We start from the raw sequence: 12,603 nt of genomic DNA on the forward strand, positions 1-12,603 counted from the left end.
AATAAAAGTATTTGATGTATTTAAATACAAAAATGAAGTTTACTGTATTCTATTTTATTTCAATAAAAAATCCCAACTCAAATTAAGTTGGGATTCAATATATAAATTTAAGTTATAGCTTATAATAAATTCATTAAAGCATCTGGGAATAATCCGATTACTAATAATAAAATAGCAGCTACAATTCCTACAATATAATATTCAGAATGATTTGCATATTCTTTTTCGTATTCAGCTTCTTTAGTATACATAGCCACAATAACTTTGAAATAATAGAATACTGCAATCATAGAATTGATAATTGCTACAATAGCTAATCCAATAAATCCGCTAGTGATAATTTGACTCAATAAGAAGAACTTAGCAAAGAAACCAGCTAAAATTGGAATACCTGCCATAGACAATAATGCAATGGTCATGATAAAAGCCATTAAAGGTGATTTTTTAGCTAAACCATTGAAGTTATCAATTTGATCGTTATCTTCATTTTTAATTACAAATAAAACAACTGAAAACGCTGCTAAACCTGCTATTGCATATGAAGTTGCATAAAACAATAAATTGTTTTGAGCTTCGTTGATATTTAATAATGTTAATAACATAAATCCAGTGTGCGAAACTCCAGAATAAGCTAAAACACGTTTGATTTTCTTTTGACGTAAAGCCATAATGTTACCAAATAACATCGTTGCAATAGTAACAACAATAATTACTTCAGTATAGCTGTATAACATTTGACTATTTAAAATGGTAATCAATTTAAAGAAAGAAGCCATTGCGGTTACTTTAGCTAAAGTACTCATCATTGCTGTTACTTGCGTTGGCGATCCTTCGTAAACATCTGGAGCCCAAAAATGCATTGGTGTTGCTGCTACTTTAAATAACATACCAATTGTAATTAAAATTACTCCGATATAAAACCAATATTCTGTACTAGCAGAAATAGAAGCTTCTTGTAAAGTTGCAACGTCAAATGCTCCTGTTGCACCATAAAGCATAGCAATACCAAATAATAAAATACCAGAAGCAAAAGAACCCATTAAGAAATATTTCATTCCCGCTTCATTACTTTTAATATTTAATCGGTCGCTTCCTGCTAATACATAAAGTCCGATTGATAATACTTCAATACCTAAGAAAAACATTGCCATATTAGTAAAAGTTACCATAGCAACTGCTCCAGAAAGCATAAAAACTTTAATAGAAATAAAATCTGATACTTTTGTGCCTTTTACATAACTAGGTGCACTTTGTAATACTAATAAGGCTGTTAATAAAATAAATAAACATGAAAATATTTTACCATATGAATCCATAACAATCATAGATTCATAACCTTTAATTTCAGGAAGGTTTCCTGTTAATGTTAAACCAAACAATGCCATTAAAGAGACAATTGTCACAGGAATAATAATCTTACGCAGATTCATTATTTCTGCTAACAAACAAAATATTCCGATTCCTACTATAGCAATTAATGTACTCATTTTGTATGATTATTTTATTTGTGTTAAAATTGATTGTAAACTTGGTTCGATTAAATCGATAATTGGCTGTGGGAATAATCCAAAGAAAATAGTAACAACTACTATAATCACTAAAACAATACTTTCCTGTTTTGAGATTTTTTGGAATGATTTTGTTTCTCCACCTAACATTACTTTTTGGAACATGCGTAACATATAAAAGGCTCCTAAAATAATTGTAGTTCCTGCAATAATTGCATACCACATATTTACTTTAAATAAACTGTAAAGTAAATTGAATTCTCCAATAAAGTTGAATGTAGTTGGTAAAGCAACTGAAGCTAACATGATAATCATGAATAAAGAAGCAAAGTATGTATCTTGAATTCTAATACCACCCATTTCTTTAATTTCATAAGTATGGTAACGGTTATAAATTAATTCTACAACATAGAATAATCCAACTATTACTAAACCGTGAGAAAGCATTTGTAAAACGGCACCTTGAAACCCTTCAATAGTTAAAGAATATAAACCAGCAGCAATTAATCCAACGTGTGATAACGATGAATACGCTAATAATTTTTTAATATTCTTTTGTTTTAAAGTTACAACAGCACCATAAATAATACCAGCAATAGATAAAGCTACAATAATTGGCATATATTCTTTTGCAGCGCTATCAGATAATGGTAATTGCCATCTTAAAACACTGTATAATCCCATTTTTAACATAATACCCGATAATAACATAGTACCAACTCCTGGTGCTTTGCTATAGGTGTTTGCCTGCCAAGTATGGAAAGGAACTACTGGAATTTTAATCGCATAAGCTAAAAAGAATGCGAAGAAAATATATGTTTTTTCAGTGCTATTTAATTGTAAAGCATATAATTTATTAATGTCGAAACTTCCACCTTTTGTGTATAAATAGATGAACGCTAAAAGCATGAATAAAGATCCTGCGAAAGTGTAGATAAAGAATTTTAAAATGGCTTTCTTTCTTGCTTCGATATCACCATTACCCCATTTTAATGCGATGAAGTAAATCGGAATTAAAGCAATTTCCCAGAAGATATAATATAAAAATCCATCAGCTGCTAAAAATGTTCCAGCCATGGCAAATCCCATGAATAACATTAAAGCATAAATAGCTTTTTCATTTTCAAATTTTGTTACAAAACCAGATGCTATAATTAAAGGTAATAAACCTGTAGTTAATAATAACATAGCCATAGATAAACCATCTACATGTAGTGCGAAGTTTACCGCTGGTCGGTTAATCCAAATTGTATTAACATCTAAATTTTCACCTCCATTAAATGCATTTAAAGCATATAAAGTAGCTCCAAATGCAGCAATACTTGTAAGTAAAGCAATTTTAGATGCTAATTTGTTTCCTGATACATAAGTGGCAATTGCGCCAACTAATAATACGATTAAAACGATACTAATATTCATTATCTTAATTTCGGATATTAAATAAATAAATTAAAAACCCACAAATACCTAATATGAATGCGAATAAATACACACCAATATTACCATTTTGAATTCTTTTACCTTGTATAGACAATGCATACGTTGCACTTCCAAAACCAAATACCGTTTTTGATAAGTATTTTTCAATAAAATTCTTAGCAAAAGTTGAAATAGCATAAAGTGGTTTTACGATGATTGCCATATAAATTTCATCTAAATAATATTTGTTAGATAAAACTTTGTGTAAGCCTTGTACTTCATTATCAGCAACAGGAACTTGTTTTTTCTTCAGATACATTGAATAAGCAATTCCAATTCCGACTAAAGCACCAATAGTTGCAATTGCCATTAACATATATGCTTGACTATCTAAATGATGTTCACCATGTGCTTTATGAGCAAATAAAGGAGCCATATAATGGTTTAACCAACTGTTTCCTGGTAAACTAATTACACCACCAACAGCAGCTAAAGTTCCTAAAATAATTAATGGAACAGTAATTAAAGCTGGACTTTCATGTAAATGATGTTTTTGTTCTTCTGTTCCTCTAAAGTCGTTAAAGAAAGTTAAATACATCAAACGGAACATATAAAAAGCTGTCATGATTGAAGCAATCGAACCAATAACCCATAATGGAATATTAGCATGGAAAGCGGTCATTAAAATTTCATCTTTAGACCAGAATCCTGAGAATGGGAAAATACCAGAAATGGCTAATGTTGAAATCATCATAGTCCAGAATGTAATTGGCATTACTTTTCTTAAACCACCCATATTTCTCATATCTTGCTCTCCGTGTAACGCATGAATTACAGAACCAGAACCTAAGAATAAACAAGCTTTAAAGAAAGCGTGTGTAATTACGTGGAAAACGGCTACTTCATACGCCCCTAAACCTAATGCTAAAAACATTAAACCTAATTGCGATACCGTAGAATATGCTAATACTTTTTTAATATCGTTTTGAACTAACCCAATAGATGCTGCAACAACCGCTGTGATTGTACCCACAATAGCAATTACATTTTGTACATCTGGAGTTAAATCGAATAAGAAATTCATTCTTGTTACCATAAAAATACCTGCTGTTACCATTGTTGCTGCGTGAATTAAAGCAGAAACTGGCGTTGGTCCGGCCATTGCATCCGGTAACCAAGTAGATAATGGTAATTGTGCCGATTTACCACACGCTCCAATGAATAAACATAAAGCAGCAATTGATAATAGGCTAGGAGAGATTACATCTTTACCTAATAAAGATTTAATTTCTAAAAATTCCAACGTGTTGAAAGTATAACCTAAAATGAAAATTCCGATTAAGAAACCTAAATCTCCAATACGGTTCATGATGAATGCTTTTTTCGCAGCATCATTATAATCTTGATTTTTATACCAGAATCCGATTAGTAAGTAAGAACATAATCCTACACCTTCCCAACCGATGAACATAATTAATAAGTTACTTCCTGCCACTAAAGCAATCATGAAGAATACGAACAAATTTAAATAAGAGAAAAATTTGTGCATGTTTTCATCATCATGCATGTAGCTGATAGAATATAAGTGAATTAACGTTCCAATTCCTGTTACGAACAATAACCATAAGACAGATAATTGATCTAATAAGAATGAAAAGTTAACTTTAATACTTCCTACTGTAAACCAATCTGCTAAATGAAACTTAATCGTTTCAGCACCAGAATTAATTTGAGAAAATAAACATAAAGTACATAAAAAAGAGATAAATACTGTAGCTGTACCAATAACACCTGAAACAGTTTTACCTAATGATTTACCGAAAAATATATTGATTAAAAAACCAACTAACGGTGCAAATAATAAAAGTAATATAGTAGTATTCATTTCCGTATTATCCTTTTAGGTTTTTTAAATTATCAATGTCAATATTTCCTATGTTTCTAAATACTGAAACTAAAATAGCTAAACCAACTGCAACTTCAGCAGCAGCAACAGCCATTGTAAAAAATACGAATACTTGCCCTGATGGATCTTCATGGTAAGATGAAAAAGCAACTAAAAGTAAGTTAACCGCATTCAACATAATTTCAATAGACATAAACATGATGATTGCGTTTCTACGATATAAAAGTCCAAACGCACCGATACAAAACAGCAATGCTGAAAGCATGATGTAATTGTTGATGCCAACTGTTTCTAAAATATTCATAATTATATTTTTTCTTCTTTTTTAGAAATTAATACTGCTCCAATCATAGAAACTAAAAGTAAAACTGATGCAAATTCAAACGGAACAGCATATTCGTTTAGTAATACTTTTCCAAGTACTTTAATTGATTGAAAATCGGTTCCAGAATTTACATATTCAATGTTTTCTGGTAATGCTTTTCTTAAGGCAGCAATTAAAACCAAGCATAATAAACCAGCTGAAATTACAGCTGCAAATTTTGTATACAATGGTTTCGAAGTTTCGTCTTCATTATTTAAGTTCATTAACATTAACGTAAATAGTAATAATACCATAATGGCACCGGCATATACGATAATATGAACAACTGCTAAGAATTGTGCGTTAAATAGTAAGTAATGTCCAGCCAAAGAGAAAAAACAAACTACTAAATAAATAGCACTATGAATCGCATTTTTGCTAATAACAGTTAAAAAAGCTGTTCCTAACGTTATGGCTGATAAAATATAAAAAACGTATAATAACATAATTAATTTACTTTATTAGATTGCGTGTTTTTAATTGCCATTTCTAAAGGCATAACCAATTTGTCTTTACCATAAATGAAATCTTCTCTTTCATAATTAGCTTGAACAATTTTTTTAGATTTAGTTAAGTAAATAGCTTCTTTTGGACAAGCTTCTTCACATAAACCACAGAAAATACAACGCAACATGTTGATTTCATAAATTTCTGCGTATTTCTCTTCTCTATATAAATGTTTTTCTTCTGGTTTTCTTTCAGCTGCTTTCATGGTAATAGCTTCAGCCGGACAAGATAAAGCGCATAATCCACAAGCGGTACATCTTTCTCTTCCTTCGTCGTCACGCATTAACATGTGTTGTCCTCTGTAAACCGGACTCATTGTTCTTGTTTCTTCTGGATATTTTATGGTAACTTTTCTTCTAAATAAATGTTTTAAAGTGGTCCATAAACCTTTTAAAATTGTCCAAAGATAAATTCGTTCTAAAAATGTCATTTCCTTGTTGGAAACTTCAATTTTTCTTCCTGATAATGATATTTGTTGTACTGACATTTTCTTACTATTTAAATAAAACCATTACAATTCCTGTTATAATAATATTGATAACAGCTAACGGGATTAATATTTTCCAACCTAAATGCATTAATTGATCGTAACGGAAACGAGGGATCGTCCATCTTACCCACATGTAGAAGAAGATAAAGAAACAAATTTTTGCAAATAAAGCTAAGAATCCTAATATTGCACCAATGTTAATTCCCCAATTTGCGTTTACCCAATCCATTCCTGGGAAATGATAACCTCCTAAGAAAACTACTGATAAAATGGCTGATGAGATGAACATATTCGCGTATTCAGCAAATAAATAGAATCCCATTTTCATTGAAGAATATTCAGTATGATAACCACCAATTAATTCCGATTCACATTCTGCTAAATCGAATGGTGTTCTGTTTGTTTCAGCAAATGAACAGATTAAGAAAATAATGAAAGCTAATGGTTGATAAAAAATATTCCAACCGTCATTTGCTTGCATTACTGTGATTTCTTTTAAAGATAACGAACCCGACATCATTAAGATGGAAATCATCGCTAATCCCATGGCTACTTCGTAAGAAATCATCTGAGAAGAAGCACGAACTGCTGACATTAATGAATATTTATTGTTAGATGCCCAAGCACCAATCATAATTCCATATACACCAATTGATAATACTCCAAAAACGTATAATACAGAAACATCTATGTCTGTTGCTTGCAATAAAACATCTTTTCCAAATACATGGATTTTATCACCCCAAGGAATAACAGCACTTGTAATTAAAGCTGTACTCATAGCGATAAATGGCCCTAAAATGAATAAGAACTTATTTGGTGTATTTGGGAAAAATTCTTCTTTAGTAAATAATTTGGCACCATCGGCAAGAGGTTGTAATAATCCACCCCAACCTGCACGGTTTGGTCCAACACGATCTTGTAAAAAAGCGGCTACTTTACGTTCTGCCCAAGTTGAGTACATGGCCATTAACATGGTTAAAGCGAATACTGCAACAATAATTGCACTTTTTTCTATGATAAATACACTATCCATTAGTTATCCGTATTTTTTAATGGAACACCTGTCATACTAATTTTTTTACGGTCAATATCTCTACCTAAAAGTATGTTTTTCTCTGTTTCAATAACTACTTTTTCTAAAGGTCGAACGTAATTGTTTTGATTGATTACAGAATCTTTCTCAAATTTTCTTGGTCCTTCGATAGTCCAATCAGAAACTTCTTTTTTATCGAAACGACATGTGTTACAGATAAATTCTTCAACTTCTCCGTATTGGTCTTTTCTTCCAGTTACTCTTTGAATTTCGTTACCAAACATCCAAACGGTAGTTTTTCCACAACATTTGTCGCAATCTCTATGAGCATTGAATGGTTTGTTAAACCAAACTCTACTTTTAAAACGGAACGTTTTATCAGTTAATGCTCCAACCGGACATACATCAATCATGTTTCCAGAGAATTCATTGTCAATTGCCGCAGAAACACATGTTGAAATTTGCGCATGATCGCCACGGTTTAAAACTCCATGAACTCTTTTATCTGTTAATTGATCTGCTAAAGTTGTACAACGTTGACATAAAATACAACGATTCATGTGTAATTGAATTTTATCCCCAATGTTTTCTGGTTCAAAAGTTCTTTTTTCTTCTATAAATCGAGTTTCAGATTTTCCGTGTTCAAAGCTTAAATCTTGTAAGCTACATTCTCCTGCTTGGTCACAAACTGGACAATCTAAAGGGTGGTTGATTAATAAAAATTCTGTTACAGATTTTCTAGCTTCTGTTACTCTTTCAGAATTTTTACTATTTACTTCCATTCCATCCATACAACCTGTTACACAAGACGCCATTAATTTTGGCATAGGTCTTGGATCGGCTTCACTTCCTTTTGAAACTTCAACTAAACAGCAACGACATTTACCGCCACTTCCTTTTAATTTAGAATAATAACACATGGCTGGTGGCACTAAATCGCCTCCAATCATACGAGCAGCTTGCAGGATAGTTGTTCCTGGTTCTACTTCAACGCTTTGTCCGTCTATGGTTACTTTCATGTTATAAATGTTTGATTCTTTTCAGAATCTTTTTATGTAATAATTCTATTTAAACCGATTGTTTGCTTACTAAATGTTGTACTTTCGAAAAAGGTTCAGCAACAAAATGGTTTCTATCTTTAATTTTTTCTGGGAATCTTACGTGATATTCAAATTCTTCTCTAAAATGACGAATTGCAGCAGCAACTGGCCAAGAAGCAGCGTCACCTAGTGGACAAATTGTGTTTCCTTCTATTTTAGATTGAATGTTCCAAAGTAATTCGATATCTTCTTCACGACCTTGACCGTTTTCAATTCTCCATAAGATTTTTTCTAACCAACCTGTTCCTTCACGACAAGGTGTACATTGTCCGCAACTTTCATGGTGATAGAAACGAGAAAAATTCCAAGTATTTCTAACAATACATGTTGTATCATTATAAACAATGAATCCTCCAGAACCTAACATAGATCCAGTCGCGAAACCACCATCAGATAACGATTCATAAGTCATTAATCGATCTGTTCCGGCAGCGGTTTTGTATATTAAATGTGCTGGTAAAATGGGCACCGATGAACCTCCAGGAACTAAAGCCTTTAAAGGTCTGTCGTCAATCATTCCACCACAATATTCGTCTGAATTGATGAATTCTTCTACAGTGATACCCATTTCAATTTCAAAAACACCTGGATTTTTAATATGTCCAGAAGCAGAAATTAATTTAGTACCTGTAGATCTTTCTAAACCAATTTTAGCATATTCAGCACCTCCGTTCATTACAATCCAAGGCACAGCTGAAATGGATTCAACATTATTTACTACAGTTGGGTTAGCCCATAATCCTGAAATGGCAGGGAATGGTGGTTTAATACGAGGATTTCCTCTTTTACCTTCTAAAGATTCAATTAAAGCTGTTTCTTCTCCACAAATATATGCACCCGCACCAACGTGAACATATAAATCTAAATCGTAACCCGAACCTTTGATGTTTTTACCTAACCAACCATTAGCATAAGCTTCTTTAATTGCTTTTTCTAATATTTTGAAAACCCACATGTATTCACCTCTAATATAGATGTACGATAAATTACATCCAAGTGCGTAACTTGAAGTAATCATACCTTCAATTAAAAGGTGAGGAATATATTCCATTAAGTAACGATCTTTAAACGTACCTGGTTCAGATTCGTCTGCGTTACAAACTAAGTGACGAGGTTTTCCTGATTTTTTATCAATAAAACTCCATTTCATTCCAACTGGGAAACCGGCACCACCACGACCACGAAGACCTGAAGTTTTTACTTCTTCAGTAATGTCGTCTGGTTGCATAGTTAATGCTTTTTCCACTGATTTGTAACCGCCATTTTCGCGGTATACTTCATAGGTTTTAATCCCTGGAATATTGGCTTTGTCTAATAATATTTTTCTTCCCATGATATTATTTATCGTGTAAAGTTATTTTTTCAGCTTTGCAATCTTCAATTAATTTATCGAAAGATTCTTTAGAAAGTTTTTCGTGATAAAAATCGCCTAATTGCAACATTGGAGCATATCCACAAGCGCCTAAACATTCTACACCCACTACTTGAAACATTCCGTCTGAAGTAATTTCTCCTTCTTTTACTCCTAGTTTAGAGCAAGCATATTCCATTAAATCTTCTACACCACGAGTTGCGCAACAAGATGTTCTACAGAATTCGAACATGTATTTTGCAATTGGTTTAGTGTTGAACATCGTATAGAAAGTAACAACTTCATACACTTCAATAGGAAGAATGTCTAAAATTTCAGCTACTTTTTGTTGAAGTTCTACACTTAACCAGTTGTCATGTGCATCTTGTACTTCATGTAAAACTGGAATTAATGCCGATTTCTTTTTATCTGCAGGATAATGACTGATTAATTCGTTAATACGAGTCATTAACGCTTCAGTAATATTTATCTCTTGTTTGATATTTGATATTTCCATTTTTTTCTAATTTAGAAATTAGAGTTTAGAAGTTAGAAAATTGATTCTGAATTCTAAATTCTTAGTTCATAATTTTTAAGCGTCTAATTCTCCTGCGATTACATTTAAACTTGATAAAATTGCAATGGCATCTGATAACATAGCGCCTTTAATCATTTCAGGATATGCTTGATAATAAATAAAACATGGTCTTCTGAAATGTAATCTATATGGAGTTCTACTTCCGTCTGTTACTAAATAAAAACCTAATTCACCATTTCCACCTTCAACTGGATGATAAATTTCTGCAACTGGTACAGGAACTTCTCCCATTACAATTTTAAAGTGGTAAATTAAGGCTTCCATATTATTGTATACATCTTCTTTTGGAGGCAAGTAATAATCAGGAACATCTGCATGGTATTCGTTTCCTTCAGGCATTTTATCTAACGCTTGACGAATGATGCTTAAACTTTCCCAAACTTCTGCATTTCTAACACAGAATCTATCATATGTATCTCCAGATTTTCCAACAGGAACATTGAATTCAAAATCCTCATATGAAGAGTAAGGTTGTGCAATACGAACATCGTAATCAACACCTGCAGCTCTTAAGTTTGGACCTGTAAATCCGTAAGCCATTGCTTTTTCTGCTGAAATTCCACCTACGTTTACAGTTCTGTCGATAAAGATTCTGTTTCTTGTAAATAAATTTTCAAATTCTTTCCAAGCAATAGGGAATTCTTTTAAGAAAGTATCTAATAATTCAAATGCTTTTGGCGACCAATCTCTTTCGAAACCACCAATTCTTCCCATGTTTGTAGTTAAACGAGCACCACAAATTTCTTCATAGATTTCGTATACTTTTTCACGGAATTGGAATACATATAGGAAACCAGTATAAGCTCCTGTATCTACACCTAAAATAGAATTACAAATTAAGTGGTCAGTAATACGAGCAAGTTCCATAACAATTACACGTAAATATTGTGCACGTTTTGGAACTTCTATATTTAATAATTTTTCAATTGTCATCCACCAAGCCATGTTGTTGATTGGAGATGAACAATAATTCATTCTGTCTGTTAAAGGAGTGATTTGATAAAAAGGACGATTTTCGGCAATTTTTTCAAAAGCTCTGTGAATGTAACCAATTGTAGGTTCTGCATCTAAAATTCTTTCACCATCCATTAATAGGATGTTTTGAAAAATTCCGTGAGTAGCAGGGTGAGTTGGTCCTAAGTTTAAGATAGCTAATTCGCTTCCGTCTTCGTTGTGACGTTCTTCGATATATTTATAATATCTGTGATCTGCTGGTAGTACTACTTTTCCCATGTTAGATTGTTGTATTATTAACGGTTCTACCAAAGAAACGGTCGTCTTTGTCTGTTCTTCCAGAATCTTCCATTGGGTATTCTTTTCTCATTGGGAAAGAAACCATTTCGTCCATATTTAAAATTCGAACTAAATTTGGATGTCCTTCGAATTGAATTCCGTAGAAATCAAACGTTTCTCTTTCCATCCAATCTGCACAATTATATAAAGAGGTGATAGATTTTACTTCTGGATTCGTACCGTTTAAAAACGTTTTTACTCTGATTCTTTTGTTTTCGAACCAATTGTGTAAGTGGTACACTACGCAAAATTTTTCGTTTTCTTGACTATCTGGATAATGAATACCGCATAAGTCTGTTAAGAAATTAAAGTTTAAAGAAGGTTCTTCTTTTAAAAACTTAATAACGTTATAAATTACGTCAGAATCAACTTCAAAAACAAACATGTCGTATTCTGTTCTGAAATACTTCACATTGTCGCCAAATGTTTCTTGTAATTTATTTTGTATGTCTAATGATTCTAAAGCCATTATTACTCTATATTATAAGAAGCTAACAATTCTTTATATTCAGCAGAATGTCTTCTTCTTTGAGATTCATTTTTAACTAACTCTTGTAATTGCATAACGCCATCAACAATTTGTTCTGGACGTGGTGGGCAACCTGGAACATAAACATCTACAGGAATTACTTTATCAATTCCTTGTAAAACGGAATACGTATCAAAAACACCACCAGAAGAAGCACAAGCACCAACAGCAATAACCCAACGAGGTTCTGACATTTGTTCGTAAACTTGACGTAAAATTGGCGCCATTTTTTTAGAAATTGTTCCCATTACAAGTAACATATCTGCTTGTCTTGGTGAGAAACTTACACGCTCAGATCCAAAACGAGCTAAATCGTAATGCGATGCCATTGTTGCCATAAATTCGATACCGCAACAAGATGTAGCAAAAGGTAATGGCCATAATGAATTAGCACGAGCCAATCCAACTACTTGGTCAAATTTTGTAGCGAAGAAACCTTCACCAACATGTCCTTCTGGAGCATCAACCATATTTACTTTATTCTTTTCCATAATTCAATTGC

The 12,603-nt window shown here is 32.3% G+C and carries 13 protein-coding genes; all 13 read right to left on the reverse strand.

Translation table 11 applies throughout. The annotated features are described in order from the left end of the window. Positions 1–119: 119 nt before the first annotated feature. The 13 genes from BMY86_RS04520 to BMY86_RS04580 all read right to left on the reverse strand — a co-directional run bounded on the left by BMY86_RS04520 (position 120) and on the right by BMY86_RS04580 (position 12,592). Positions 120–1,487 carry an NADH-quinone oxidoreductase subunit N gene (locus BMY86_RS04520; protein WP_091465804.1) on the reverse strand — a complete coding sequence of 456 codons (1,368 nt, stop codon included), beginning with the start codon at positions 1,485–1,487 and terminating at the stop codon, positions 120–122. 9 nt (positions 1,488–1,496) lie between these two features. Then, complete coding sequence (locus tag BMY86_RS04525; RefSeq protein WP_091465807.1) at positions 1,497–2,927, reverse strand: complex I subunit 4 family protein; 1,431 nt, start codon at positions 2,925–2,927, stop codon at positions 1,497–1,499. 4 nt (positions 2,928–2,931) lie between these two features. Then, complete coding sequence (gene nuoL / locus BMY86_RS04530; protein ID WP_091465810.1) at positions 2,932–4,812, reverse strand: NADH-quinone oxidoreductase subunit L; 1,881 nt, start codon at positions 4,810–4,812, stop codon at positions 2,932–2,934. A 7-nt stretch (positions 4,813–4,819) separates the two neighbouring features. After that, complete coding sequence (gene nuoK, locus BMY86_RS04535) at positions 4,820–5,140, reverse strand: NADH-quinone oxidoreductase subunit NuoK (RefSeq protein ID WP_091465813.1); 321 nt, start codon at positions 5,138–5,140, stop codon at positions 4,820–4,822. Next, positions 5,140–5,643 carry an NADH-quinone oxidoreductase subunit J family protein gene (locus BMY86_RS04540; protein WP_091465816.1) on the reverse strand — a complete coding sequence of 168 codons (504 nt, stop codon included), beginning with the start codon at positions 5,641–5,643 and terminating at the stop codon, positions 5,140–5,142. Before BMY86_RS04540 ends, nuoK begins: the two co-directional genes overlap by 1 nt. Before the next feature lie 2 nt (positions 5,644–5,645). Then, positions 5,646–6,191, reverse strand: a complete 546-nt coding sequence (locus BMY86_RS04545) for a NuoI/complex I 23 kDa subunit family protein (protein WP_091465819.1) — start codon at positions 6,189–6,191, stop codon at positions 5,646–5,648. 7 nt (positions 6,192–6,198) lie between these two features. Next, entirely contained in the window at positions 6,199–7,230 is a 1,032-nt protein-coding gene (gene nuoH / locus BMY86_RS04550) for an NADH-quinone oxidoreductase subunit NuoH (protein ID WP_091465821.1), read from the reverse strand. After that, positions 7,230–8,249 (reverse strand): NADH-quinone oxidoreductase subunit G, encoded by a 1,020-nt coding sequence (locus BMY86_RS04555; RefSeq protein ID WP_091465823.1) that lies wholly within the window; start codon positions 8,247–8,249, stop codon positions 7,230–7,232. Before BMY86_RS04555 ends, nuoH begins: the two co-directional genes overlap by 1 nt. A 49-nt stretch (positions 8,250–8,298) precedes the next feature. Further along, positions 8,299–9,663 carry an NADH-quinone oxidoreductase subunit NuoF gene (gene nuoF, locus BMY86_RS04560; RefSeq protein WP_091465826.1) on the reverse strand — a complete coding sequence of 455 codons (1,365 nt, stop codon included), beginning with the start codon at positions 9,661–9,663 and terminating at the stop codon, positions 8,299–8,301. Positions 9,664–9,667: 4 nt separating this feature from the next. Continuing rightward, a complete protein-coding gene (locus BMY86_RS04565; RefSeq protein ID WP_091465828.1) occupies positions 9,668–10,198 on the reverse strand; it encodes a complex I 24 kDa subunit family protein in 531 nt (176 codons plus the stop codon). Between the two features lie 75 nt (positions 10,199–10,273). Then, entirely contained in the window at positions 10,274–11,512 is a 1,239-nt protein-coding gene (locus BMY86_RS04570) for an NADH-quinone oxidoreductase subunit D (RefSeq protein ID WP_091465830.1), read from the reverse strand. Between the two features lies 1 nt (position 11,513). After that, a complete protein-coding gene (locus BMY86_RS04575) occupies positions 11,514–12,041 on the reverse strand; it encodes an NADH-quinone oxidoreductase subunit C (RefSeq protein WP_091465833.1) in 528 nt (175 codons plus the stop codon). A gap of 2 nt (positions 12,042–12,043) precedes the next feature. Then, on the reverse strand, positions 12,044–12,592 hold the full coding sequence (locus BMY86_RS04580; protein WP_091465836.1) for an NADH-quinone oxidoreductase subunit B: 549 nt from the start codon (positions 12,590–12,592) through the stop codon (positions 12,044–12,046). Positions 12,593–12,603: the final 11 nt, after the last annotated feature.

The sequence above is a fragment of the Flavobacterium urocaniciphilum genome (genome assembly GCF_900110615.1).
Lineage (GTDB): Bacteria > Bacteroidota > Bacteroidia > Flavobacteriales > Flavobacteriaceae > Flavobacterium > Flavobacterium urocaniciphilum.

Excerpts from the sequence above, each read along its gene's own strand:
- BMY86_RS04570 (WP_091465830.1), bottom strand. The coding sequence starts at position 11,512 with ATGGGAAAAGTAGTACTACCAGCAGATCACAGATATTATAAATATATC.
- BMY86_RS04540 (WP_091465816.1), bottom strand. The coding sequence starts at position 5,643 with ATGTTATTATACGTTTTTTATATTTTATCAGCCATAACGTTAGGAACA.
- BMY86_RS04565 (WP_091465828.1), bottom strand. The coding sequence starts at position 10,198 with ATGGAAATATCAAATATCAAACAAGAGATAAATATTACTGAAGCGTTA.
- BMY86_RS04520 (WP_091465804.1), bottom strand. The coding sequence starts at position 1,487 with ATGAGTACATTAATTGCTATAGTAGGAATCGGAATATTTTGTTTGTTA.
- nuoF (WP_091465826.1), bottom strand. The coding sequence starts at position 9,663 with ATGGGAAGAAAAATATTATTAGACAAAGCCAATATTCCAGGGATTAAA.
- BMY86_RS04525 (WP_091465807.1), bottom strand. The coding sequence starts at position 2,927 with ATGAATATTAGTATCGTTTTAATCGTATTATTAGTTGGCGCAATTGCC.
- BMY86_RS04555 (WP_091465823.1), bottom strand. The coding sequence starts at position 8,249 with ATGAAAGTAACCATAGACGGACAAAGCGTTGAAGTAGAACCAGGAACA.
- BMY86_RS04545 (WP_091465819.1), bottom strand. The coding sequence starts at position 6,191 with ATGTCAGTACAACAAATATCATTATCAGGAAGAAAAATTGAAGTTTCC.
- BMY86_RS04580 (WP_091465836.1), bottom strand. The coding sequence starts at position 12,592 with ATGGAAAAGAATAAAGTAAATATGGTTGATGCTCCAGAAGGACATGTT.
- BMY86_RS04575 (WP_091465833.1), bottom strand. The coding sequence starts at position 12,041 with ATGGCTTTAGAATCATTAGACATACAAAATAAATTACAAGAAACATTT.
- nuoL (WP_091465810.1), bottom strand. The coding sequence starts at position 4,812 with ATGAATACTACTATATTACTTTTATTATTTGCACCGTTAGTTGGTTTT.
- nuoH (WP_091465821.1), bottom strand. The coding sequence starts at position 7,230 with ATGGATAGTGTATTTATCATAGAAAAAAGTGCAATTATTGTTGCAGTA.